This window comes from Schumannella soli, from assembly GCF_006517435.1.
GTDB lineage: Bacteria > Actinomycetota > Actinomycetes > Actinomycetales > Microbacteriaceae > Schumannella > Schumannella soli.
In genome coordinates this window covers 863,903-885,789 of the sequence record NZ_VHQG01000002.1, presented here as the reverse complement: position 1 = coordinate 885,789, position 21,887 = coordinate 863,903, and the positions used below count along the sequence as shown (strand labels likewise).

The following is a 21,887-nucleotide window of genomic DNA, read 5'->3' as shown; positions in this document are numbered from 1 at the left end:
GCATTCGGGACGGGATCGTCACCTGCGCGAAACACGCGCCGTCACTCCCCCGTGAGCCGCCGGCGCTGCGTCTCGATCGCGAGCAGCTCGCGGCTCAGCTCGGCGGCGCGGACGCCGTCGCCGCTCGACTGCGCGCGCATCAGCGAACCCTGCAGATCGGCCTTGCGCCGCACGAGCTCGCGCTCGACGACGTTCACCACGACGCGCTGCGCGTAGGCATCGACCTGAGTGCTGCGCGCGGGCAGCGGAGCCACGCCCATCTGGGAGACGAGGCTCGCGTACATGCTCGGCACCTCGCCGGCCACGATCGTCATCCATGCCGGATCCTCGACCCGATCGAGGGCGGCGCCGATTCCGTCGCGCACGACCGAGAGCGTCTCGTTCGAGAAGCGCGAGCGCACAGCCTCGCCGATGAGCTCGGCGCCGATCGCGCCCGGACGCTGCAGGATCGCCATGAGCGCGTCGCGCTCGAGACGCGAGCCGACATCGGTCGGCAGCATCGTGAGGTCGACACGGATCTCGGGCGGGGTCGCGAGCGACGGATCACCGGGCATCCCGCCCGTTCCGGCGCCGCGGTCGTCGTATCCCGCACCCGCGGCCGGGCCATCGTGGCCGCGACGGTCGCCGGGACGCTCGCCGCGGTCGCCGCCGTCCGGTGTGTTCGCGAGACGGGCGCGCGCGGCGTTGACCGCGCGGCCGACCTCGTTCGGGTCCATGCCGAGCCAGCCGGCGAGATTGCGCACGTACCCGGCGTTGAGGGCGCGATCACGGATGCCCGCCACGACCGGCGCCGCCGAGCGCAGCGCCGCGACGCGCCCCTCGACCGTCTCCAGGTCGTGTGCGGCCAGCTGACGCCGCACCATGAACTCGAACATCGGCTTGCGATCGTCGATCAGCTGACGCACGGCGCCGTCGCCGCGGTTCAGGCGCAGGTCGCAGGGATCGAGCCCCGCCGGCGCCACCGCCACGAAGGTCTGCGCCGCGAAGCGCTGCTCCTCCGCGAAGGCTCGCGTCGCGGCCTTCTGACCCGCCTCGTCCGGATCGAAGGTGAAGATGACCTCACCCGTCGTGTCGGTGTCGCCGAGCACCCGGCGCACGACCTTGATGTGGTCGACGCCGAAGCTCGTGCCGCAGGTCGCGACCGCGGTCGTGACGCCCGCGAGGTGGCAGGCCATGACATCCGTGTAGCCCTCGACCACGACGACCTGCTTGCCGCGCGCGATGTCGCGGCGGGCCAGATCGAGCCCGTAGAGCACCTGGCTCTTGTGGTAGATCGGCGTCTCGGGGGTGTTGAGGTACTTCGGACCCTTGTCCTGGTCGTCGGGCAGCAGCTTGCGCGCGCCGAAGCCGATCGTCGCGCCCGTCACATCCCGGATCGGCCAGATCAGCCGGCCGCGGAAGCGGTCGTAGGCGTTGCCGCGGTCGTTCGTGGAGAGCAGTCCGGCGGTGATCAGCTCCTCCTGCGAGAAGCCCTGGGCCTTGAGCGCGGACCCGAGCGCGTCGAAGGACTTCGGCGCGAAGCCGACCGCGAAGTGATCGGCCGCGGCCTCGTCGAATCCGCGGCCGCCGAGGAAGTCGCGGGCGAGCTGCGCCTCGGGAGTCGCGAGCTGCTCGCGGAAGAACGTCTCGGCCGCGGTGTTCGCCGCGATGAGGCGGGCGCGGCTGCCGTAATCGCTCTTCGCCTCGCCGCCGTCTTCGTAGTGCAGCTCGAAGCCGATGCGCCCGGCGAGCCGCTCGACCGCCTCGCGGAAGCTGACATGATCCATGCGCTGCAGGAAGGTGTAGACGTTGCCGCCCTCGCCGCAGCCGAAGCAGTGGTAGAAGCCGACCTGCGGGCGAACGTGGAAGCTCGGGCTGCGCTCGTCGTGGAAAGGGCACAGGCCCTTCATCGACCCCACGCCCGCGCTCTTGAGCGTCACGTACTCGCCGATGATGTCGGCGATGTTGGTGCGCGCCCTCACCTCGTCGATGTCGCTCTGTCGGATGAGGCCGGGCATGGATGAATCCTACTTTTCCGGCGTCGCCTCCGCCGCGCGCTGTCCCCACCCCGAGTCCGTCCCCGGGCCCGCCGTGGTCCAGTGTCGGAAACTCAGGCAAGTGCGGCGATAGCCGTGCATGGATGACGACTCGCCGAGGGCGAGCGCGGGCTCTGCCTGAGTTTCCGACAGACCGCCGAGTGACGTCGGAGCGGCGTCCGGCGGCGCAGCGTCAGGTGACGTGGCGTCAGCCGACGAGGCGCTCGTGGCGGCTCATGGCCGACTGGTCAGTCAGCGAGGCGACCTGGTCGACGATCACGCGACGACGCGCGGTGTCATCGGCCGCGTCGGCCCAGTCGGCCGCGAAGCCGGCATCCAGGTGCTCCGGTCCGGTCGCCCACAGCTGGTCCGCGAGTTCGGTGAGGATGCCGCGCTGCGCCGCATAGAGCGGCTGGCGCGCGTTCGTCGACATGACGTTCGCCGCCACGACGCCCTTGAGCACGGCGATCTCGGCACGGGTCTCGGCCGGCACGACGACGGAGCCGCCGAATCGCGCGAGCGACCCCGAGTAGGCGTGGCGCGTCGCGTGCACGGCTTCGTGGGCGAACCGCCCGATCAGCTGGCTCGTGAGGTTCTTCAGACGCGCGAGGTCGGCCCGGCTGCCGTCCCAGCGGTCGATCCAGAAGGGCAGGCCATCGAGGCGGTCGAAGGCGGCCATCAGGTCGTCCTTGCCGATCTCGCCGCCGATCCAGTCGAACATCGCGTCGACGAGGTCGGCGTGATCGACGCGGGCGCTCAGCGCGCTCACGTCGAGGAAGCCGCCGACGATCGCATCCTCGAAGTCGTGCACCGAATAGGCGATGTCGTCGCTGAGATCCATGACCTCGGCCTCGATGCAGCGGACGCGCTCAGGAGCCCCGGCGCGCAGCCACTCGAAGACCGGGAAGTCGTCGGCGTAGAAGCCGAACTTGCTGCGGCCTGACGGGTCGGGGATGCCGTGCTGCTCGGGCCACGGGTATTTGCAGCTCGCGTCGAGGCTGGCGCGCGTCAGGTTGAGTCCGACGCTCGTGGCCGAGCCGTCCGCCTCACGGCGGAACACCTTCGGCTCGAGCCGCGTCAGCAGACGCAGTGTCTGCGCGTTGCCCTCGAAACCGCCGATGTCGAGCGACCACTCGTTGAGGGCGCGCTCCCCGTTGTGACCGAACGGCGGATGCCCGAGATCGTGGGCGAGGCACGCCGTGTCGACGACGTCGGGATCGAGCCCCAGGCTCGCCGCGAGCTCGCGGCCGACCTGTGCGACCTCGAGGGAGTGCGTGAGCCGGTTGCGGGCGAAGTCGAGCCCGGCGGTGGGACTCAGCACCTGCGTCTTCGCGGCGAGACGGCGCAGCGCGCTCGAGTGCAGCACGCGGGCACGGTCGCGAGCGAAGTCGCTGCGGCGGGTGGAATGGCGCTCGGGCAGCCAGCGCTCGGCATCGACGTCGTCGTAGCCGGGGGTGATCTGCCCGTGCGAACCGTGCGGCTCAGCCACCGCTGTGGTGCAGTTCGGCGGCGGTGAGCTCGGCGCGGAACGACTCCGGCAGCTCGCGGCTGTCGAGCCAGTTCTCGGGCAGGCTCGGGACCTTCGGAGTTCCGGCGCGACCGCGCTGGCCCTCGGCATCCGCGCCCGGGTAGGGCTGGTCGTGGTCGAGCCGCGCGAGCAGCTCGTCGATCTCGTCGAGGCTGCTCGACGCGGCCAGCGCGGCGCGCAGTTCGCCGCCGACGGCGTAGCCCTTGAAGTACCAGGCGACGTGCTTGCGGATGTCGCGGCAGGCGCGGTTCTCGTCGTCGAAGAAGTCGACCAGCAGCTCGGCGTGACGGCGGAACGCGATCGCGACCTCGCCGAGCGTCGGCTCGGCCTTCAGCTCCTCGCCGCGGAACGCCGCCGCGAGGTCGCCGAACAGCCACGGGCGGCCGAGGCAGCCACGACCGACCACGACGCCGTCGCAGCCGGTCTGCTCGACCATGCGCACGGCATCCGCCGCGCTCCAGATGTCGCCGTTGCCGAGCACCGGGGTGTCGGTGATCGTCTCCTTGAGCTTCGTGATGGCCGACCAGTCGGCCGTGCCCGAGTAGAACTCCGCCGCGGTGCGCGCGTGCAGGGCGATGCTCGCGACCCCGGCGCCCTGCGCGGCGCGCGCGGCCTCGAGGTAGGTCAGGTGGTCGGCGTCGATGCCCTTGCGCATCTTGACGGTGAGCGGGATGTCGCCGGCGGCCTTGACGGCGCCCTCGACGATCGCGCGGAAGAGGTCGAGCTTCCACGGCAGTGCCGCTCCCCCGCCCTTGCGGGTGACCTTCGGAACCGGGCAGCCGAAGTTGAGGTCGATGTGATCGGCGCGGTCTTCAGCGACGAGCATCGTCACGGCCTCGCTGACCGTCTTCGGGTCGACGCCGTAGAGCTGGATCGAGCGCGTCGTCTCCGACTCGTGGTGCTGGATGAGGCGCATGCTCTCCGGCGTGCGCTCGACGAGCGCACGGCTCGTGATCATCTCGCTGACGTAGAGGCCCGCGCCGTACTCGCGGCACAGACGGCGGAAGGCGGTGTTGGTGATGCCCGCCATGGGCGCGAGCACGACCGGGACGTCGAGCGTCAGCGGCCCGATCGAGAGCGGCGCGGCGGGCGCGAGAACGGTGGACACGCATCCATTCTCCCAGACGCGGCGAGGCGCTCGCTCCGTTCGCCGGTCCCGCATCCGGGTGGTCCTGGTCGTCGAGGTCCGGCGAGCGTCGGGTGCCGGCTGGGATGATCGGGGCATGAGCGCCCCGCAGGACCCCGCCGACGACATCGCCACCGCCGACGCCGCCGACAGCACCGAGCGCGTCGTGTTCGCGCCGACGTCATCCTCGGCAGCCGGAGAGACGGGCGCGGACTCGGACATGACGGATCGGGTGGTCGCTGACGCGGCGGCGCGCGGCATCCCGATCGAGCTGCAGGCGACCGAGATCGCCGGCTCGCTCGACGAGGCCGCCGCACTGCGCGGGATCTCACCCGCCGACATCGTCAAGACCCTGGTGGTCAAGCGTCACGACGGCGACTACCTGCTGGCCCTGGTTCCGGGCGATCGGCAGATCGCCTGGGCCAAACTCCGTGCGGTGGTTGGCGTCAACAAGCTGCGCCTGCCCGATCCGGATGCGGCGTTCGCGGCGACGGGCTACGTGCGTGGCACGATCACGCCCTTCGGATCGACCACCGCGTGGCCCGTGTACGCCGACGAGCGAATCCGCGGACGCCGGGTCTCGATGGGCGCCGGGCGCGCGGGGCGCACGCTCTACGTGGACGCGGATGCGCTCCTCAGCGGGTTCGATGCCACCGTCGCCGACATCACCAACCCGCGCGACGCGAGCTGACCGCTTGGCGCTAGGCCGAGGTCTCGGCGTCGACGCCTGCACCTGGGATCTCGCAGACGCCGTCGATGCAGACTGGCGCATCCGTGCCGACCATCGTGAATGCGGGCACGGACGCCGCGCCCGTGCCGGTGCCGCTCACGCGCGCACCTCATCCACGTCGTCGGCCGGAGCCGTCGCGCGCTCGGCTGCCACGGTCTCGAGCACCTGCTGGAATGTCGCCGACTCCTGCGCACCCGAGACGCCGTACTTCCCGTCGATGACGAAGAACGGAACGCCGTTGATGCCGTAGGCGGCCGCCTGCGCGACATCGGCCTTGACGTCGGCGAGGTGACGGTGATCGTTCAGCACAGCGAGCGCCTCGTCGCGGTCGAGGCCGATCTCGGCGGCGAGATCGGCGAGGTCCTCGGGACGTCCGACGTGGCGCCCATCCACGAAGTAGGCCTTCAGCAGACGCTCCTTGAGGTCGAGCTGACGGCCCTGCGACTTCGCCCAGTGCAGCAGCTCGTGCGCGAGCACCGTGTTCGTCTGGTGGATGTCGTCGTAGTGGTAGTCGAGTCCGACGCTCTCGGCGATGCCCGTGACGCGCTGGATCATCTGACCGGCCTGCTCGCGCGAGACGCCCTTGCGGTCGCTCAGGTAGTCGACCGGGGTCCCCTCGTAGTCGACGGGCGTGTCGGGAGCGAGCTCGAAGGAGTGGTACTCGACCTCGACGTCACCCCCGAAGGCCTCGGCGGCCGTCTCGAAGCGGCGCTTGCCGATGTAGCACCAGGGGCACTGAACGTCGGACCAGATGTCGACCTTGATGGGGGCGTTGCTCACGACGGGTGCAACGCGAGCGCCCTCCGCCTATTCCCGCCGTGCCGATCCCGCCGGCGCCCTCCCGCACGCGTATCCCGACCCGTCACCCGCTCTCTGCCCCCCTGTTCCCCGCGCTGTCGGAAACTCAGGCGGTGGGTCGGCGCCGGCCCTGTCTTGCAGGCGTCGACGCGAGAAGCGCGCCGCTCTGCCTGAGTTTCCTGCGGAGCGTTCGGCGGAGTGTTCGGCGGCGGAGGTGCGAGCGGCACGGTGGCGGGCGAGCGCGGCGTCGAGCGCCGTCAGCACAAGCGGCCAGCCGTCGCGGATGTGGTCGGCGCCGACGCGCACCGGCGTCATCCCCTCCGTCAGGATCAGCAGGTCCTTCTCGCGGTCGCGCACGAAACGACCCTCGTGGAAGCGGCGGCCATCGCACTCGAGTGCTACGCAGTCGTCGATGAGCAGATCGATGTCACCTCCGCCCGACAGCGGGGCCTGAGATCTGACTCTGTGTCCGCGCCGGAGCAGCCGGATGCGCGTGACGCTCTCCAGCAGGCTCTGCGATCGCGCGTCCATCAGACGCGCAACCCGGCGACCGGCTCGGCCGCATCGCTTCAGGACCCATTCGACGGCGACCCGATCGATCCGTCCTTCGCAGCAGGCCCAATCGAGCGCGAGCGCGGCGACGTCGTCAGGTTCCTCGCGCACGACGCGGACCAGCGCATCCAGAAGCGGCTCGAGAGTCGTGGCATCCGGACCGCGGCGCGGGAGCTCCGCATCCCAGGAGACGCGGACTCGTCGGTCGAATCGGTCACGCGGGCGACGTCGCCCCGTCGAGGATCGCAGTCGCGAATCGCCGTGCCGCACCACCACCCGGAGCACCCGATCGGCCTGCCATTCCCAGACGCCGAGGATGCGGAGCGCGGAGAGGCCCGCGAGCATCCCGCCGACGCGGGCGGCGCGGAACTCGGGATCGTCGGCCTCGCGCGTCGAGTACCAGCCGTTGCGAGCGCGTCGAAGCCGGCCAGTGCGCACCGCAGAGGTGAGCATCCGCTCGGTCGCTCCCGCCGCGAGCAGCTGACGCGTACGGGCGAACCCTCCGGCGCGCTCGACCCACTCCTCGACCTGCATGCGACGAGCTTGAAGTCCCGGCGCCGACGGTGTGGCTCGCGAACCCCGATCGGTGCACAACAGCGGTGATCCGCTCCCTGTGACGGAGTCGTATCGCACGGATGTCGGAAACTCAGGCAGCGGCGCCCCGCCAGACCCGATCGGGCCGGAATCCGGCGAATCCGAGGAGCGCTGCCTGAGTTTCCGACACAGCAGCGGTCGTGAGGCGCGCGGGAAAGTGCGGGAAAGGCGAGGGTCCCGCCGGCCGGTGGCCGACGGGACCCGAAGCGGATCGCGAGCGTGTGCGCGGATGCGGCGCTCAGGCGCCGCGGAGCCGCTCCGCGAGGTAGCTCTCGAGACGGTCGAGCGAGACGCGCTCCTGCGACATCGTGTCGCGCTCGCGCACCGTCACCGCCTTGTCCTCGAGGGTGTCGAAGTCGACCGTGACCGCGAACGGGGTGCCGATCTCGTCCTGACGGCGGTAGCGGCGTCCGATCGCGCCGGCGTCGTCGAAGTCGATCGCCCACAGCTCGCGCAGGTTCGCGGCGAGCTCCTTCGCGACGGGCGTGAGCGCCTCGTTGCGCGAGAGCGGGAGCACCGCCACCTTGATGGGCGCGAGCCGGCGGTCGAGCCGCAGCACCGTGCGCTTGTCGACGCCGCCCTTCGTGTTGGGCGCCTCATCCTCGGAGTAGGCGTCGACCAGGAAAGCCATGAGCGCGCGGGTGAGGCCGAAGGCCGGCTCGATCACGTAGGGCGTCCAGCGCTCGTTCTTGGTCTGGTCGAAGTAGGACAGGTCGACGCCCGACTCCTTCGAGTGGGTCGCGAGGTCGTAGTCGGTGCGGTTCGCGACGCCCATGAGCTCGCCCCACTCGCCGCCGGTGAAGCCGAAGCGGTACTCGAGGTCGACGGTGCGCTTCGAGTAGTGGGAGAGCTTCTCCTTCGGGTGCTCGTACTGACGCAGGTTGTCGGCGTTCAATCCCAGCCCGAGGAACCAGTTCTCGCACTGGTCGATCCAGTACTGGTGCCAGGTCTCGTCGGTGCCGGGCTCGACGAAGTACTCCATCTCCATCTGCTCGAACTCACGCGTGCGGAAGATGAAGTTGCCGGGCGTGATCTCGTTGCGGAAGCTCTTGCCGACCTGGGCGATGCCGAACGGCGGCTTCATCCGCGCGCTCGACACGACGTTGGCGAAGTTCGTGAAGATGCCCTGCGCGGTCTCGGGGCGGAGGTAGTGCAGGCCGGCCTCGTCATCCACCGGTCCGAGGTAGGTCTTGAGCATGCCGCTGAAGGCGCGCGGCTCGGTCCAGTTTCCGCGCTGACCGGTCTCGGGGTCGGGGACCTCGTCCCAGCTCTCCGGCTCGCGGCCGTGCTTCGCCTCGAAGGCCTCCCAGAGGTGATCGGCGCGATAGCGCTTGTGGGTCACGGTCGACTCGACGAGCGGGTCGGTGAAGACCTCGACGTGGCCGGACGCCTCCCACACGCGCTTCGGCAGGATGACGCTGGAGTCGATGCCGACGATGTCGTCGCGCGTCTGCACCATGAACTTCCACCACTGGCGCTTGATGTTCTCCTTGAGCGCCGTGCCGAGGGGCCCGTAGTCCCACGCGGAGCGCGAACCGCCGTAGATCTCGCCCGCCTGGTAGACGAACCCGCGGCGCTTCGCGAGAGAGATGATCGAGTCGAGGGCGGACGGCTGCTTGGCCACGAAGTGCTGCTCCTGGAGGTTCTGCCGGGCTGGATGCGCGGCGAGGGCGTTGGGGCGTCCAGCCTAGCGGCGGGCGGCCACGGCGAGGTGCGGGCGCAGCGGCGCGAGCGCGTCGGCGGCGCGGGCGACATCCTCGGCCGTGTTCCAGAGGTGGAAGGCGAGCCGGACCCGCCCGGCTCGGCCCGAGGCGCGGAGCCCGGCGGCGCCCAGCGCGGCGAGGGCTGCTCCCTCAGGGTCGGGCCAGGTGACGATCGCCTGACGCTGCGGCGCGCATCCCAGCGTCGTCGCCAGTAAGTCGCCGAGACCGCTCGCGTGCTGCCAGACCTCGGCCATGTCGAGCTCGGCGAAGAGCGCGATCGACTGCTCGGCTCCGACCCACGCCTCCCAGGCCGGCGAGACGTCGAAACGGCGGGCGTCGGCGGCGAGGTGGATGTCCGGCCCGTAGCAGCTCGCCCAGACGTCGTCGCCGGCGTACCAGCCGGCCTGTCTCGGAGTCACGAGGTCGGCGAACTCGGGCGAGATGGTGAGGAACGCGACGCCGCGCGGCGAGCAGAGCCACTTGTAGGCGTGGCCGACCGTGGCGTCGAAGAGCGCGGCGTCGACGGGATGGACTCCCGCGGCCTGGGTGAGGTCGGCGAGCGTGCGCGCGCCGGTGCGGTGAGCGGCGGCCACGATGTCGGCGACCGGGGCGACCTCTCCCGTCGCGGACTGCACGAGCGAGAACGCGGTGAGCCAGGTGCTCGAGGTCATGGCATCGGGGAGGTCGGCGAGCGGGACGACGCGCGTGCTCACCTCGGTGCGCACGAGGAAGGGGTACATGAGTGAGGCGAAGTCGCCGTCGGCGAGCAGCACCTCAGCGCCCGCGGGCACAGCGTCGGCGATCAGTGCGACGAGAGCCGAGGTCTGGGACCCGATCGCGACCCGGTCGACCGGCACCTGCACGAGTCGGGCGTAGGCCTCGCGGGTCGCGCGCACGACGTCGTCGTAGCCCTTCGCGTCGCGACGACCGGATGTCCACGCGTCCAGGTCGGTGCGCAGGGCCTCGACCGCGCGTCGGGGCGGGAGTCCCGAGGTCGCGGCGGCGAGGTATCCGCGCGCGCCGGCGAACTCGGCGGCGGCGTCGGCGAGGATCAGCGCGGTCATGAGTCCACGGTCCCGCGCGACGTAATATTGCACAACAGGATGTTCCGATTGGATGACCGTGTCTAGGGTTATGCATATGGACCCCGAGATCGACCTCCACTCGCTGCGCATCGTGCGCGCGATCGCCGAGCACGGCAGCATCTCGGGCGCAGCCCGCGCTCTCGGCTACAGCCAGCCCGCCATCAGCCAGCACCTCCAGCGCGCCGAGAGCCGGATCGGGATGCCGCTCGTGCAGCGGGTCGGACGCGCATCCCAGCTCACCGAAGCGGGCGAAGCCCTGGCGCGACACGCGGTGCAGATCGGCTCGGCCGTGGAGGCCGCAGCGGGCGAACTGGCCGGGCTCGCCGGCCTCGAGCACGGGCGCGTGCGGCTCGCGGCGTTCCCGACCGCCTCGTCGACCCTCGTGCCGGGACTGCTCGGTGCGCTGCGAGCCGCGCATCCCGGGCTCGCCGTCAGCTACGTCGAAGCCGAGCCGCCCGAGGCGCTGAGCCTGCTGCGCGACGGGCTCGTCGACCTCGCGATCACCTTCGCCTACCCCGGCGACCGCGCCGACCCGCACCGGGACGAGAACCTCGAGGTCGTCGAGCTCTTCGCCGATCCGGTGGCGGTCGTGCTGCCCCGGTCGCACGCGGAGGCGGATTCTGAAGCCGTGGAGCTGACGGCCCTGGCGGACGAGCGCTGGATCGCGGGATGCCCGCTCTGCCGAGGACATCTGCTCGCCGCCTGCGAGGCGGTCGGCGTCGATCCCGACATCGGACTCGAGACCGACAACTCGACGGCCGTGCTGCACCTCGTCGGCGAGGGACTGGGGGTGGCGCTGCTCCCCCGCCTCGCGCTGCGCACGGCGGCGGTGCCGGAGACGGTCGTCGTGCGGCCGACCGCACCCACCAGCGATCGAGCGGTGCGGATCGTCGGGCGCGTCGGCGGCCGCCGAGTGCCCGCGATCGGTGCGACGCTCGCGATCGCCGAACGACGCTGGGCCGGGTTCGCGGCGGTCGCACCGGAGGCGGCCGTCGTCTGAGCGACGGACGCGCTCAGGTCCGCAGCGTCACAGCGTCGACATGTTCGGGTCCGGGCTGTCGGATCGACGGGCCGGCGCCGCGGTGCGCAGGCGTGTGAGGACGCCGTGCCGCGTGTGCGCACCCGGGTCAGCCGGAGACGACCGCGTCGCCCCACTCGGCCGCGCATCCCGTCGGAAACTCAGGCAGGGCGTTCCCGGCCGGGCATCTCGCGCTGTCGGCCGACCGCTGTGCCTGAGTTTCCGACAGAGCGCGGCGACGGCGCGGTGGCCTGGGTGCTGGCGCCGTCGCGCCGGGGCAGGCTCGGCCGGGCCGGGTCTGGCGCGGCCGGGTCTGACGTGGCCGAGAGATGCCGGCTCAGCGCATCGGCGTGGGACGGGTCGGCGCCGAGCGGATCCTCAGGGCGCCAGCGCTCGCACGCGATCGACCGCGGCCGCGAGGGCCTCGGCGACGCGCACGGCATCGTCGTTCGTGAAGTCCGACGCCAGAGTGAAGCGGATCGCGGTGCGGGCGACATCCTCGTCGTAGCCGAGCGCCAGCAGCACGTGCGAGGCCTCGTCGCGTCCGGCGGCGCAGGCCGAACCGCTCGAGCCGATCATGCCGAGCTGCTCGAGCTCGAGCAGCACCGCCTCTCCGCTCACGCCGGGCAGCACGAACGATGCGGTTCCGGGCAGCCGGCCGCCGGCATCCCGCTGCGCACCGATGTCTCGCGGCTGCCCCGAGACCACGGGTCCCGGCGAGCCGAACGACGACGCTCGCGGATCCGCGCCCGTCAACGCGGCGATCGCCACCCGGCGCTCGACCTCGTCGATCAGGGCGTCGCGCGCGACGGCGACCGCGGCCGAGCGCTCCTCGGTCTCGGCGCGCGTGGACTCCAGTGCGACAGCCAGCGCGACCGCGCCCGCCACGTTCTCGGTGCCGGAGCGGCGTCCGCGTTCCTGACCGCCGCCGGCGATCACCGGCTCGAGCGGGATGCCCGCCCGGACGGCGAGAGCGCCGACCCCCTTCGGTGCGCCGAGCTTGTGCCCCGAGATCGTGAGCGCGTCGACACCCAGCTGTCCGAGCCCGACCGGGAACCAGGCCGCCGACTGCACGGCATCCGTGTGGAACGGGACGCCGCGCGCGTGCGCGACCTCTGCGAGCTCGGCGATCGCCTGCACGGTGCCGACCTCGTTGTTCGCGTGCTGGATGCTCACCAGGGCGGTGTCGTCGCGCAGTGCCGCCGCGAGAGCAGCCGGGTCGACGCGACCGGCCCGGTCGACCGGGAGCAGCGTCACGCTCGCTCCGTGGAGGCGCTCCAGCTGCTCGAGGGCGGCGAGGACCGCTTCATGCTCGATCGGGGTCGTGACCACGTGTCGTCCGCGCGGTGACGCGAGCACGATCCCCTTGACGGCGAGGTTGTCGGCCTCCGTTCCGCCGGAGGTGAGCACGATCTCGGACCCACGGCATCCGAGCTGGGCCCCGATGCGGCGGCGGGCATCCGCCAGCCCCTCGGCGGCGCGACGGCCGAGGTCGTGAGTGCTCGACGGATTCCCGAATTCGCCGGTCAGCCACGGCCACATCGCCTCGAGCACCTCGCGGCGCACCGGCGACGTGGCGGCGTGATCGAGGTAGAGCATGGCGGGGCCTAGCCCACCCGCACGTCGAGGCCCAGGTCGAGCGCGCGCACACTGTGCGTCAGAGCGCCCACCGAGATCACGTCGACGCCGGTGGCGGCGATGGCCGCGACGGTCTCGAGTGAGACCCCGCCGCTCGCTTCGACCAGAGCTCGTCCGGCGACCACGGCGATCCCCTCGACGAGCTGCTCCGGCGTGAAGTTGTCGAGCATGATCGTGTCCACGCCGGCGCTGACGACCTCCTCGATCTGGTCGATGCGATCGACCTCGACCTCGAGGTGCGTCGTGTGGCCGAGGCGAGCGCGCACGCTCCGGATCGCATCGCCGAGCCCGATGCCCTGCGCCTGCAGGACGGCGAGGTGGTTGTCTTTGGCGAGCACCGCGTCGCTGAGCGAGAAGCGGTGGTTGTGACCGCCGCCGTTGCGAACCGCGTGGCGTTCCAGCGCGCGGAGTCCCGGGGTGGTCTTGCGGGTGTCGACGACGCGGGCCCGGGTTCCCGCGACCGCGTCGACGTAGCGCGCAGTCTGCGTGGCGATGCCCGACATCCGCTGGGCGAGGTTCAGCGCGACGCGTTCGGCGCGCAGCACCGAACGCGCGCTGCCGCGCACGATCGCGAGCTCGGCACCGGGTGCGAAGCGGTCGCCGTCGACGGCGAGCAGCTCGACCTCCGCCGTCGGCTCGATCAGCGTGAACGTGCGCGCGAAGACCTCGATCCCGCTCAGCACGCCGGCCTCGCGCGCGGCCAGCACGGCGATCGCCGGCGCGCCGGCGGGCAGGAACGCCTCGGAGGTCGCATCGCCCCAAGGGGCGTCTTCGGCCAGCGCGCGGCGGAGGACGTCATCGATCTGCTCGGGGGTCATGCCAGGGTCGCTCTCGTCGTGGTTCCTGTGGAGGTGATCGTCGTCGCGGGAGCATCCGCCGATGTCGGAAACTCAGGCGAGCCGGTGGCGGACCGGGGTCCGTCACTCGACGAGCTCGGCGCGGCGGATGCATGACTCGCGCGCTGGATCCAGCTGACTCGGCGCTGCCACGCCGGGTCCGGAGCCGGGTGGTCACGCCGGAAATGGGCGCCCCGCGACTCCTCGCGATAGCGCGCGGCATCCACGATCAGAGTCGCGAGTTCCGCGAGATTCCGGGCCTCCAGCGCCGCGATGTCGCCCGGCGCCGCCGAGTCGCGAGGGATCGCTGCGAGCAGCCGGCCGGCCTGCTCGAGGCTCTCAGCCGACCGCTCCAGACCGACGTGGTCCCACATGATGCTCTGGATGCGGGCGATCTCGTCGGCGTGAGACTCCGACGCCGACTCGGGGCGCTCGAACGGGTCTGCCTGAGTTTCCGACAGGCCGACGGGAGTGCTGGCGTGCGGCGGCGCGACCGGCGCGACCGTGCGCACCTCGCCGCGCGGGAGCGGCGCGAGCGGGCGCCACGCCACGTCGAGCGCTGCGGCGGCGCGCTCGGCGAAGACGAGCGACTCGAGCAGCGAGTTCGAGGCGAGGCGGTTCGCCCCGTGCACGCCGGTGCAGGCGGCCTCGCCGACGCAGAACAGGCCGGGCAGGCTGGTGCGTCCGTCGACGTCGGTGCGGACGCCGCCCATCCAGTAGTGCGCTGCCGGGGTCACGGGGATGGGCTCGGTCGCCCAGTCGAATCCGTGGGCGCGCGTCGTGGCGGTCAGGCCGGGGAAGCGGCGCTCGAGATAGTCGGCGCCGAGCACGGTCGCGTCGAGCAGCACCGGACGCCCGTTCTGGCGCGCCATCGCCGCCGCGATTCCCCGGGCGACGACATCGCGCGGAGCCAGCTCGCCATCGGGGTGCACGTCGAGCATGAAGCGGCGCCCGTGCTCGTCGAGCAGCACACCGCCGTCGCCGCGCACCGCCTCCGAGATCAGCGGGGTTCCCGGAACGGCCAGCGCCGTCGGGTGGAACTGGTAGAACTCGACGTCGGTGAGCTCGGCTCCGGCTCGCCACGCTGCCGCGACGCCGTCTCCCGTCGTCACGGCCGGGTTCGTTGTGTGCGCGAAGAGGCGACCGGCGCCGCCGGTCGCGACGATCACCGCATCCGCCGGCTCGACGATCAGACCGTCGGGCCCGAGCAGTTCAGCGCCGACGATCCGGCCCTCGCTGAGGATGAGCTCCGCGAGGGCGGTGTTCTCGTGCAAGGCGACCGCGGAGGCGCGCACAGCCGAGAGCAGGGCGCGCTCGATCTCGCGGCCGGTCGCGTCACCGCCCGCGTGCACGACGCGGCGCGCGGAATGAGCGGCCTCGTGCCCGCGCGCGAGCTCGCCCGAGGCACGGTCGCGATCGAAGGCGACGCCGAGCTCGATGAGCTCGCGCACGCGGGCGGGCCCCTCCGAGGTCAGCACGCGCACGGCCTCGGTGTCGGCGAGCCCGTCGGCAGCGCGCAGCGTGTCGGCCGCGTGCGACTCGGCGCTGTCGTCAGGGAACAGCGCGGCCGCGATGCCGCCTTGCGCGTAGGCGGTGTTGGCTTCGCCGGCCGCGGCCTTCGTCACCAGCACCACGTCGTGCCGCTGGCTGGCGCGGTACGCGGCGATCAGGCCGGCGATGCCCGAGCCGACCACCAGGACGCGCACGTCAGGCTCCGATGACCGGCGTGACGCCGGCGCCGGCGGTCGCGCCCGAGCCCGCGTTCGCCACGTCGCCGCCCGACGCCGCGACCGCATCCGCCACACCCTCACGCGAGCGGGGCGCCGGCGCGTGCGCCGTGCTCGCCGGGGCGGGGTCGCCGGGCATCGGCTTCGGGCGGAGGGCGAGCATCCGCTCGAGCGCGAGCCGCGCATCCACCGCCGTGACCTCGTCGACCTCGATGACGTTGGGACTGCGGCCTGCGGCGAGCTCCTCGAGAACCCAGGCGAGGTAGCCGGGATGGATGCGGTACATAGTCGAGCACGGGCAGACCACCGGGTCGAGGCAGAAGATCGTGTGCTGCGGGAACTCGGCCGCGAGCCGGTTGACCATGTTGATCTCGGTGCCGATCGCGAAGGTGGTCGGCTCGGTGGCCGCGGCGACGGCCTTGCGGATGTAGTCGGTCGATCCCGCCTCGTCGGCGGCGTCGACGACCTCCATGGGGCACTCGGGGTGGACGATCACGCGCACGCCGGGGAACTCGGCACGGGCAGCCTCGATCTGGCCGACGTTGAAGCGCTTGTGCACCGAGCAGAAGCCGTGCCAGAGGATGACGCGGGCGTCGTGCAGCTGCTCCGACGTCGAGCCGCCGAGGGGCTTGCGCGGGTTCCACATCGGCATCTGCTCGAGCGCGACGCCCATCTTCTTCGCGGTGTTGCGCCCGAGGTGCTGGTCGGGGAAGAACAGCACGCGCTGTCCGCGTGCGAAGGCGTCTTCGAGCACGGTCTCGGCGTTCGAGGAGGTGCAGACGATCCCGCCGTGGCGACCGCAGAAGCCCTTGAGCGCGGCGCTCGAGTTCATGTAGGTGACCGGGATGACCGGCACGCGGCCGTCGGCATCCGGCTCGGTGCCGTACAGCTCCTCGAGCTGCGCCCAGCACTCCTCGACCGAGTCGAGGTCGGCCATGTCGGCCATCGAGCAGCCCGCGGCCAGGTTCGGCAGGATCACGTTCTGCGTCGGCTTGGCGAGGATGTCCGCGGTCTCGGCCATGAAGTGCACGCCGCAGAAGACGATCGTCTCGGCCTCGGGCACCGTCTGCGCGGCGTTCGCGAGCTGGAAGGAGTCGCCGAGGAAGTCGGCGTGCTGCACGATCTCGTCGCGCTGGTAGAAGTGGCCGAGGATGACGACCCGGCTGCCGAGGGTCTCCTTGGCGGCGCGGATGCGGTCGTGCAGCTGGTCGTTCGAGGCGAGTCGGTACTCCTCGGGCAGCGCTCCCTGCCGCGGAGCGCCGACGGGGATGACGTCGCCCATCGACGATCCCGGGCCGTAGCCGGTGACGCGGTCGAACTCCCACGGGCCCTTGGCGAGGTCGGGGGTGCAGCTCGCACCCGCACCGGTGGTGCGGATGGTCTGGATGAGGGTGTCGACGGAAGGCACGAGGTTCTCCTAGCTGCGTGCGCTGAGCGGGCCGTTGTCGACCAGCTCGATGTCGGCGTCGTAGCGATAGAGCCGCGGCGGACGATGACGACCCCCGGTCACGTGCTGCTCGGTGCGCACGATCGCGGGGCTGGATTCCACCTGGCGGCGGAAGTTGGCGGGGTCGAGCGGCTTGCCGAGCACGGCTTCGTGCACCTGGCGCAGCTCGCTGAGGGTGAAGGTCTCGCCGAGGAAGGCGTGGGCGATGCGCGAGTACTCCATCTTGGTGCGCAGCCGCCAGAGGGCGTAGTCGACGATGAGGTTGTGGTCGAAGGCGAGCTCGGGCAGGGCGTCGGCCTCGAACCAGCGCACGTTGTCGTCGACGGTGGAGGCCTCGGCCTGCTCGGCGCGCACGAGCGCCCAGTAGACGATGGAGACGACCCGGCCCGTCGGTGAGCGGTCGGGCTCGCCGAAGGCGTAGAGCTGTTCGAGGTAGGCCGGCTGCAGGGCCGTCGTCTCGAACAGCTTGCGGGCGGCGGTCGCGCTGAGGCTCTCGTCGAGGTCGGCGACGCCGCCGGGCAGCGCCCAGCGTTCGGCGAAGGGATCGCGCGTGCGGCGCACCAGCGGAAGCCAGACGCGGGCGGCGCCGTCGGCACAGGGGCGCAGGGCGAAGATGACGGTGGAGACGGCGAGGTCGATGCCGGGCATCTGCGTCTCCGTTCTCGGGATGTCATCCGCGTCAGTCGTCGAGACGGCCGGCGCGAGTAATAGTCGTTGTGACTTGAACAGAGTCTAGCACTTAGGGTCCGCGCGACACTAACCGGGGCGGCGCACGTCGATCTCCGAGGGCACGGTCCGCGGATCCGGTGTCGACGACGGTGTCGACGGCGGTGTCGATGCCCGCTTCCGACCGCGGCCCTCGCCCTCGTCCTCCCCCGGCGCTACCGTGAGCGCATGAGCACTGCTCGGGATGCCGCGATCGACGTCGCGCGCGGCCTCGCGATCATCGGCATCGTGCTCGGGCACGTCGAGCGGGGACTCATCCGCGCCGGGCTCCTCGATGGATCGCTGCCGGGCATCGCGACCCTCGACCGCGTCCTGTACCTCGTGCACCTGCCCGTCTTCGCGCTGCTCGCCGGCCTCTTCGTGGCGCGCGGCGTCGAGCGCGACGGCGCCGCCCGCTACCTGCGCGCGCGACTCGTGCTCTTCGCCTGGCTCTACCTGCTCTGGTCGCTGCTGCAGGGACTCGTCACGGTCGCGCTCTCCTCGCTCGTCAACCGTCCCCGCTCCCCCGTCGAGGTGCTCGAGCTGTGGGTGCCGAAAGACCAGTTCTGGTTCCTGGGCTGGCTCATCGTCGCGACGACGATCGCGGCGCTCGTCCTGCCCTGGCGTGGAGGCGCCCGCCGCGTCGTCGGCCTGGTCATCGCGATCGGCTCGCTCGGATTCTGGGGCCTCGGCTGGAGCGTGGTCGGCGGCTCCGGGCTCGCGCTGACCGGCTTCTATCTGGTCGGATGCCTGGTCGGCTCGCGCGGCCTGCAGCGCGTGCTCGGTCGGCTGGGACCCGTGCGAGCTCTGCTCGCCGCGGCGCTGCTGTCGGCGGTGCTCGCCGCCGTGCTCGGCGGTGCGACGACGGCGCCGACCGAAGGCGGCTCCGACCGCACCCTCACCTCCGTCGCGCTCGGCGTGCTCGCCTCGGTGCTCGGCACCGCCGCGACCCTCGCGCTCGCCCGTGCGCTGTCGCGCCTCGGCCCCCTCACCCGCCTGCTGGCGCTGCTGGGCGAGCGCTCGCTGGAGATCTTCCTCGCGCATATCCTCGCCACCGCGGGCGCTCGCATCGCCCTGCAGCGATTCGGAGTCGACGACCCGACCGCGCAGATCGTGCTCGGAACGGCGGCGGGCCTCGCCTTCCCCCTGGCGCTGTGGTGGGCGCTCACCCGACTGCGGCTCCCCTGGCTGTTCTCTGCACCTCGCGCCCTCACCGGCGTCGGCCGTGCTGGGGTGTGACCGTGCTCTCCGCCGACCAGCCGCTGCCGCACCGCCCCCGTCGTGTGCTCGTCTGCGGGGTCGCGGGCAGCGGCAAGACGACGCTCGCTGCGCGACTCGGCGGCATCCTCGACCTGCCGCACACCGACATCGACTCGCTGCACTGGGGTCCCGCATGGACGCCGCGTCCGCAGTTCTCCGACGACGTGGACGCCCTGATCGCCGGGGAGCGCTGGGTCACCGAGTGGTCGTACCGGCTCGTGCGCGAGCGGCTGCTCGACCGCGCCGACCTGCTCGTCTGGATCGACCACCCGTTCCGGGTGACCTTCCAGCGCGCGGCGCGACGGACGGTGCGCCGGCGGCTGCGCCGCGAGGTGCTCTGGGCGGGCAACGTCGAGCCGCCGCTGCACACCTTCTTCACCCGGCCCGACGACAACATCCTGCGCTGGACCATCGCCACGCGCGACAAGTACCGGCAGCGCGTGCCGCGGATCGCCGCCGAGCGCCCCGACCTGACGATCGTGCGCCTCGGCAGTCCCGCCGAGGCGGCGCGATTCGCCCATCGCCTGATCACGCATCCGCCACGGTGAGGGGAGACGGCTGGCGCTCGACCGCTGACGCCCACCCGCTGGCGCCCGACTCGCGCCGCGGCACGAGGAGCTCAGCGCGATCCGACCCCGTTCAGCCGAGCGCGGCCGCGAGCTGGCGCGCGTACATCACGCGCCCGTGCAGATCGGCGCCCGTGCCCGGGTGCGTCACCGGAACGTCGCACACATGCGCGAAGCCGGGCGCCTGCACGGTGATCTGCACGTAGCCGACCACCCGCTGTTCTTTCACGAGCAGGAACAGCAGGCTGAACAGGGTGATCACGAAGAACCCGACGATCGCGACGACGATCGCCCACGTCGGGATGCGCTGCTCGACGCGCGAGTAGTCGGTCGCGACGATGTTCGCCCCACGCAGCGGCACGGTGCCGCTCGGGGTGAAGATCCACTGACTGCTGACCTGGATGTCGCCCGCCACGACCAGGACCGGATCGTGCGGGTCCGGGGTGAGCTGCGACACGATGACTCCTCGGGTTCGTCGCTCGAGCCTAGCGGCGTCGTCACCCGGCCAGCGCGAACGCGAGCAGCCGCAGCCCGACGACGAACAGCATGACGAACAGTGCCGCGCTCAGGGCGATCAGCGCGGGCCAGCGGAACCCCGGCCGCAGGCGGCGCGCCGCACGAGCAACGGGCTCGGTCGTGACCGCCCCATCGGTCTGCGCGATGAACTGGCCGCCGACCGTGTCGAGCAGCGCGAACACGCCCCGCATCTCCTCGGGCCCGAGGTGCAGCAGGGATTCGTGCGGCGGCCGGAAGAGCAGCCAGTCGTCGACGATCTCAGCGCCCCACGCCCCCGCGTGGTCGATCATCGCGGCCATGACGTCGGGGGTCAGCACCGCCCCGGCCGGACAGAGCAGGGTGAACCAGCGATCGAAGTCCCCCTCCAGCGACAGCCGTTGCGCGATCGCCAGCGGGTCGGGCTCCACGCCGGTCGGCTCGAGATAGATGTGCGGAAGCCGACGGTCGAGTCGCACCGCGAGCACCGGGCGGAACTCGTGAGTGACGACGCCGCGTCCCTCGTCGCGATCGAGGATGGGCGTGCCGAGCACGAACGGACGACCCGACGTCGGGCGCAGCACGCCGACCAGGCGCGGGTTGCGGCGAGGCAGATGGAAGACGGGGTGCGGCAGCTCGATATCGCGCTCGACCGGGTCGGAGCGGAATCCGTTGTCGCCGGCGAAGCGGGGAAGCCGGGACGTGATCTCCGCCCGCCGCACGCCGTGACGGACGCGGAAGACCTCACGCCGCCAGAGGACCAGTCCGAACGCCGCCATGGTGCACGCCGAGCACGCGGCCAGGACAGCGCCGACGAGAGCCGTTCGCGCATCCCCGCTCCGGCTCAGGAGGAGTAGAATCGCCGTGAACCCGCCGATCGCACCCACCGTGATCACCAGCACCAGGGTGAGCGAGAATCCCGCGACGAGACGTGTCGGCATCCGTCGCGTCAGCACCAGGACGGTCGGCTCGCCGGATCGCGGCTCCAGTGCGCTGGTGTCGAGAGCAGCGGCACGGGGCCAGTCGCCCGGCCCGGCGCCGGGATTCACAACGGAAGCCACAACTGGATCGCCAGAATGGCGGCCATCATCGCCAGGATCCCGCCGAGCAGCCCGATCGCGACGAGTGGCCAGGGCCGGTCCGCGGCTCGCAGTCTCCGCACACGCTCGGGAGGGAGCTCGGTCCGGCGCGGGCCGTCGGTCTGCTCGGTGAACTGCTGCCCGACCCGTTCGATCACGCGGAACACCGCGCGGAGCCCCTCGCCGTCGAGCGCGTCGAAGGTGAAGAACCAGGGCACCAGCAGCAGCTGGTCGTCGACGATCTCGACCCGCCAGTGCGGGATCTCGTCGATCAGCGCGGCCATGACGTCGGGAGTGAGCACGGTCAGCGCCTCGACCTCGGCGCCACGCGGGCAGTACAGCCGGAACCAGCGGTCGAAGTCGCCCTCGAGCGACAGGCTCTGTCCCGGCGTCCGATCGTCGAAAGGCGCACCGCTGCGCGATTCCAGGCGGATGTGCGGAAGCGGACGATCGAGGCGGATCGCCACGAGCGGCCGCGCGATCGTGGTGCGCTCGCGCCCCTGCCCGGACTCGGCGCGGTAGGTGCCGGCCACGACGTCGCGCGGGCTCGGGGGCCGCAGGACCCCCTCGAACCGGGCATTCTCGACGCCACGACGGTGGAACATCGGATGCGGGAGCCACAGCCCGGGGTCGGTCGCGAGATACGACATCCCGTTGCGCTCGGCGAACTCGGGGAGACGGTCGGTGATCCGGGCCCGCAGAGCGCTCTGCGCGCGGACGGAGCGGTTGCTCGCGCGGAAGTCGAGCGCCGACACGACGACCAGAATCGCGGTGACCGCGATCAGCGCGACGGCGCCCACCGGCCGCGCCGGGTCGGCGGAGAGCAGGATCACCGCTTTCGGCAGGCCCACGACGACGAAGGTGACCGCCGGCACGAGAGCCAGGAAGAACGTCGAGGTGCTTGCCCTCGTGCGCAGCGGACCCTGCAGGAGCGGAGTGAGCTTCTCGCCCGGACGTGGCGCGAGCATCTCCACACGAGCTCGTCGGC

Annotated in this window: 19 protein-coding genes and 1 pseudogene; 4 read left to right on the top strand and 16 right to left on the bottom strand. The window is 71.8% G+C overall.

Annotated elements, in window-relative coordinates:
• Positions 1–41: 41 nt before the first annotated feature.
• The 3 genes from dnaG to dusB form a co-directional block, all read right to left on the bottom strand.
• A complete protein-coding gene (dnaG, locus tag FJ657_RS09825) occupies positions 42–1,997 on the bottom strand; it encodes a DNA primase (RefSeq protein WP_141163464.1) in 1,956 nt (651 codons plus the stop codon).
• 226 nt (positions 1,998–2,223) lie between these two features.
• Positions 2,224–3,504, bottom strand: a complete 1,281-nt coding sequence (locus FJ657_RS09820) for a deoxyguanosinetriphosphate triphosphohydrolase (RefSeq protein ID WP_141163463.1) — start codon at positions 3,502–3,504, stop codon at positions 2,224–2,226.
• Positions 3,497–4,651 (bottom strand): tRNA dihydrouridine synthase DusB, encoded by a 1,155-nt coding sequence (gene dusB, locus FJ657_RS09815; protein WP_255447251.1) that lies wholly within the window; start codon positions 4,649–4,651, stop codon positions 3,497–3,499. Before dusB ends, FJ657_RS09820 begins: the two co-directional genes overlap by 8 nt.
• A gap of 238 nt (positions 4,652–4,889) precedes the next feature.
• Here dusB and FJ657_RS09810 point away from each other — a divergent pair, with 238 nt between their 5' ends.
• On the top strand, positions 4,890–5,360 hold the full coding sequence (locus tag FJ657_RS09810) for an aminoacyl-tRNA deacylase (RefSeq protein WP_141163979.1): 471 nt from the start codon (positions 4,890–4,892) through the stop codon (positions 5,358–5,360).
• Between the two features lie 10 nt (positions 5,361–5,370).
• Here FJ657_RS09810 and FJ657_RS17400 read toward each other — a convergent pair whose 3' ends face one another.
• The 5 genes from FJ657_RS17400 to FJ657_RS09790 form a co-directional block, all read right to left on the bottom strand.
• Entirely contained in the window at positions 5,371–5,499 is a 129-nt protein-coding gene (locus FJ657_RS17400) for a hypothetical protein (protein ID WP_255447250.1), read from the bottom strand.
• Positions 5,496–6,179 (bottom strand): DsbA family oxidoreductase, encoded by a 684-nt coding sequence (locus FJ657_RS09805; protein ID WP_219995893.1) that lies wholly within the window; start codon positions 6,177–6,179, stop codon positions 5,496–5,498. The genes FJ657_RS17400 and FJ657_RS09805 overlap by 4 nt, the downstream gene beginning before the upstream one ends.
• Before the next feature lie 27 nt (positions 6,180–6,206).
• Positions 6,207–7,283: a type IV toxin-antitoxin system AbiEi family antitoxin domain-containing protein gene (locus FJ657_RS09800; protein ID WP_141163461.1), complete on the bottom strand. Its 1,077-nt coding sequence runs from the start codon at positions 7,281–7,283 to the stop codon at positions 6,207–6,209.
• A gap of 298 nt (positions 7,284–7,581) precedes the next feature.
• Positions 7,582–8,967, bottom strand: coding sequence for a glycine--tRNA ligase (locus FJ657_RS09795; protein WP_141163460.1), 1,386 nt, complete (start codon positions 8,965–8,967; stop codon positions 7,582–7,584).
• 63 nt (positions 8,968–9,030) lie between these two features.
• Positions 9,031–10,110 (bottom strand): aminotransferase class V-fold PLP-dependent enzyme, encoded by a 1,080-nt coding sequence (locus FJ657_RS09790; protein WP_141163459.1) that lies wholly within the window; start codon positions 10,108–10,110, stop codon positions 9,031–9,033.
• Between the two features lie 76 nt (positions 10,111–10,186).
• On the opposite strand from FJ657_RS09790, the gene FJ657_RS09785 reads away from it, so the two are divergent.
• Positions 10,187–11,131, top strand: a complete 945-nt coding sequence (locus FJ657_RS09785) for a LysR family transcriptional regulator (RefSeq protein WP_255447249.1) — start codon at positions 10,187–10,189, stop codon at positions 11,129–11,131.
• 396 nt (positions 11,132–11,527) lie between these two features.
• Here the strand turns inward: FJ657_RS09785 and FJ657_RS09780 are convergent, their stop codons facing one another.
• The 5 genes and pseudogenes from FJ657_RS09780 to FJ657_RS09760 all read right to left on the bottom strand — a co-directional run bounded on the left by FJ657_RS09780 (position 11,528) and on the right by FJ657_RS09760 (position 17,445).
• Entirely contained in the window at positions 11,528–12,748 is a 1,221-nt protein-coding gene (locus FJ657_RS09780; protein ID WP_141163457.1) for a cysteine desulfurase family protein, read from the bottom strand.
• 8 nt (positions 12,749–12,756) lie between these two features.
• On the bottom strand, positions 12,757–13,605 hold the full coding sequence (gene nadC / locus FJ657_RS09775) for a carboxylating nicotinate-nucleotide diphosphorylase (RefSeq protein WP_141163456.1): 849 nt from the start codon (positions 13,603–13,605) through the stop codon (positions 12,757–12,759).
• On the bottom strand, positions 13,602–15,329 hold the full coding sequence (nadB, locus tag FJ657_RS09770) for an L-aspartate oxidase (protein WP_255447248.1): 1,728 nt from the start codon (positions 15,327–15,329) through the stop codon (positions 13,602–13,604). The genes nadC and nadB overlap by 4 nt, the downstream gene beginning before the upstream one ends.
• A 166-nt stretch (positions 15,330–15,495) precedes the next feature.
• Positions 15,496–16,758 (bottom strand): annotated as a pseudogene (nadA, locus tag FJ657_RS09765) (quinolinate synthase NadA); the annotation flags it as partial.
• A gap of 9 nt (positions 16,759–16,767) precedes the next feature.
• Complete coding sequence (locus FJ657_RS09760; protein ID WP_141163453.1) at positions 16,768–17,445, bottom strand: NUDIX hydrolase; 678 nt, start codon at positions 17,443–17,445, stop codon at positions 16,768–16,770.
• Positions 17,446–17,691: 246 nt separating this feature from the next.
• Between FJ657_RS09760 and FJ657_RS09755 the strand changes: the two genes are divergently transcribed.
• Together FJ657_RS09755 and FJ657_RS09750 are read left to right on the top strand one after the other, a co-directional pair.
• Positions 17,692–18,741 (top strand): acyltransferase family protein, encoded by a 1,050-nt coding sequence (locus FJ657_RS09755; protein WP_141163452.1) that lies wholly within the window; start codon positions 17,692–17,694, stop codon positions 18,739–18,741.
• 2 nt (positions 18,742–18,743) lie between these two features.
• A complete protein-coding gene (locus FJ657_RS09750) occupies positions 18,744–19,310 on the top strand; it encodes a P-loop NTPase family protein (protein WP_141163451.1) in 567 nt (188 codons plus the stop codon).
• A gap of 91 nt (positions 19,311–19,401) precedes the next feature.
• Here FJ657_RS09750 and FJ657_RS09745 read toward each other — a convergent pair whose 3' ends face one another.
• The 3 genes from FJ657_RS09745 to FJ657_RS09735 form a co-directional block, all read right to left on the bottom strand.
• Positions 19,402–19,785, bottom strand: coding sequence for a hypothetical protein (locus FJ657_RS09745; protein WP_141163450.1), 384 nt, complete (start codon positions 19,783–19,785; stop codon positions 19,402–19,404).
• A 40-nt stretch (positions 19,786–19,825) separates the two neighbouring features.
• Positions 19,826–20,599 (bottom strand): hypothetical protein, encoded by a 774-nt coding sequence (locus FJ657_RS09740; RefSeq protein ID WP_141163449.1) that lies wholly within the window; start codon positions 20,597–20,599, stop codon positions 19,826–19,828.
• Between the two features lie 266 nt (positions 20,600–20,865).
• Positions 20,866–21,867 carry a hypothetical protein gene (locus tag FJ657_RS09735; RefSeq protein WP_141163448.1) on the bottom strand — a complete coding sequence of 334 codons (1,002 nt, stop codon included), beginning with the start codon at positions 21,865–21,867 and terminating at the stop codon, positions 20,866–20,868.
• Positions 21,868–21,887 lie beyond the last annotated feature (20 nt).

Excerpts from the sequence above, each read along its gene's own strand:
- FJ657_RS09800 (WP_141163461.1), bottom strand. The coding sequence starts at position 7,283 with ATGCAGGTCGAGGAGTGGGTCGAGCGCGCCGGAGGGTTCGCCCGTACG.
- FJ657_RS09735 (WP_141163448.1), bottom strand. The coding sequence starts at position 21,867 with ATGCTCGCGCCACGTCCGGGCGAGAAGCTCACTCCGCTCCTGCAGGGT.
- FJ657_RS09810 (WP_141163979.1), top strand. The coding sequence starts at position 4,890 with ATGACGGATCGGGTGGTCGCTGACGCGGCGGCGCGCGGCATCCCGATC.
- FJ657_RS09780 (WP_141163457.1), bottom strand. The coding sequence starts at position 12,748 with ATGCTCTACCTCGATCACGCCGCCACGTCGCCGGTGCGCCGCGAGGTG.
- FJ657_RS09755 (WP_141163452.1), top strand. The coding sequence starts at position 17,692 with ATGAGCACTGCTCGGGATGCCGCGATCGACGTCGCGCGCGGCCTCGCG.
- FJ657_RS09785 (WP_255447249.1), top strand. The coding sequence starts at position 10,187 with ATGGACCCCGAGATCGACCTCCACTCGCTGCGCATCGTGCGCGCGATC.
- nadC (WP_141163456.1), bottom strand. The coding sequence starts at position 13,605 with ATGACCCCCGAGCAGATCGATGACGTCCTCCGCCGCGCGCTGGCCGAA.
- FJ657_RS09760 (WP_141163453.1), bottom strand. The coding sequence starts at position 17,445 with ATGCCCGGCATCGACCTCGCCGTCTCCACCGTCATCTTCGCCCTGCGC.
- FJ657_RS09790 (WP_141163459.1), bottom strand. The coding sequence starts at position 10,110 with ATGACCGCGCTGATCCTCGCCGACGCCGCCGCCGAGTTCGCCGGCGCG.
- FJ657_RS09740 (WP_141163449.1), bottom strand. The coding sequence starts at position 20,599 with ATGGCGGCGTTCGGACTGGTCCTCTGGCGGCGTGAGGTCTTCCGCGTC.
- dnaG (WP_141163464.1), bottom strand. The coding sequence starts at position 1,997 with ATGCCCGGCCTCATCCGACAGAGCGACATCGACGAGGTGAGGGCGCGC.